The organism is Microcoleus sp. C2D2, assembly GCF_036702495.1.
Classification (GTDB): Bacteria; Cyanobacteriota; Cyanobacteriia; order Cyanobacteriales; family Microcoleaceae; genus Microcoleus.
This window is the reverse complement of sequence record NZ_JAUBTO010000389.1, coordinates 1-1,428: the sequence shown is the minus strand read 5'-3', so window position 1 is coordinate 1,428 and position 1,428 is coordinate 1. Positions and strand designations below refer to the sequence as shown.

Sequence of the window (1,428 nt, the reverse complement as noted above, 5' to 3'; positions counted from 1 at the left end):
TGGTACCCGCCACGTGATTTATCCGTGGAATCAATCCCAAATCGAAAATCGAAAATCCTCAAGCCCCCGCATTTATCGGTGGGGTCAATCTAAAATCTAAAATCTAAAATCTAAAATGGATTGACTGGGCTCGGGATTGGCGATCGGATGTAAATCCAGTCCTTGATAATTACCAATTACCTTGATTCAGGGCAGGCAATTGACAGAACCAGGGCGAGGAGTTGTTGGCTTCTTGCTTCTTCCTTAACTAATTACCAATTACTATTTATGATGCTGCGAAAACTGACAGTTTATTTAATGGCTTTAACTTTTTTAGGGACGGCAACGGCCTGCGGTTCTCCTACCCCACAACCTCCTACAAATCCTGGTGCAAATCGGAATAATGTTAACACAGCGCGTCCTGCAGCCAACAATAACTTGGCTCAAGGTCAATATCCGGTACAGCAAGCTACCTACGACGATGCTAATGGCGAATACAGTTTGATGTTGCTGAATACTCCCCCCGGCAGTCCCCCAGTTTACCGCAGTACGGATTTGCAAATGGCTCGCTTAACGGATGAAGAAGTATCGGCAGGTAAGAAAAGTTATCTAAGTCTGCAGAACAATCAAGCGGTTTTGCATTTGACAGAAGATTTTAAAATTGAGTACGTTCACAACGTGACTGAAACTGTCAATAACCCTCAAACCGGTCAGCCCCAAACTGTAGTAGTGAGACAGCAATCAGGCTTCTGGGCACCGTTTGCTGGGGCTATAGCTGGTCAGGCGATCGGCAGTTTGTTATTTAGACCGCAATATTATATGCCGCCAGTCTATCAGCCGGGAATTATGACAGGATATGGCGGGTATGGCAATACTTACGGCCAAGCTGTTAACCAATATCAAACTCGCTACCGAACTCCGCCTCCTGCTGTGAGAAACCGTCAAGTTTTAAGGACGACCGGCCGCTTGCGATCGCCCACATCGAACGTACCTTTGCGGAATCCAGCACCGCCAAATGCTAATCGATCGACCGGTTCGGGTTACGGCGGCAGCACTTTGAGGCGAAATCCCAACTCAAATTCCCGGCAGCAAAGGCGGAGTCCGAGTTTTGGTAGCGGCAGGAATTCTCGTCAACCGAGTCGCAGTCGTTCTTTTGGCAGCAGAAGGCGGTAAGAATGTAGGGTGCGTCGCCCTCGAATATCTGCGCCTTAGTGGGAAGTTTCCTGCAGCGACACACCCTACAACTACCAAGGTCGATCGAGTTATATTGTTACGCGGGGATTTTTACCGACTTATAGGGTTGGATGAGAATTTCAGCGGGAATCCCCAGTTCTTGATTCAACTTCCGAATCATCTCCAATGTCAAGGAACGTTTACCAAAAAATTGGGTACAAAGCCCCGTCCTTATAGGACGGCTTTAATTGATTTCAGTTTTTGTTTAAGTTATCT

Annotated in this window: 2 protein-coding genes; both read left to right on the top strand. The window is 47.1% G+C overall.

Annotated elements, in window-relative coordinates; translation table 11 throughout:
• The first annotated feature begins 267 nt into the window (after nt 1–267).
• On the top strand, nt 268–1,152 hold the full coding sequence (locus QUB61_RS39420) for a hypothetical protein (RefSeq protein WP_333127515.1): 885 nt from the start codon (nt 268–270) through the stop codon (nt 1,150–1,152).
• The coding region (locus QUB61_RS39415; protein WP_333127513.1) for a hypothetical protein at nt 1,133–1,428 on the top strand (296 nt) is incomplete at its 3' end. The genes QUB61_RS39420 and QUB61_RS39415, both read left to right, overlap by 20 nt.

Excerpts from the sequence above, each read along its gene's own strand:
- QUB61_RS39420 (WP_333127515.1), top strand. The coding sequence starts at position 268 with ATGATGCTGCGAAAACTGACAGTTTATTTAATGGCTTTAACTTTTTTA.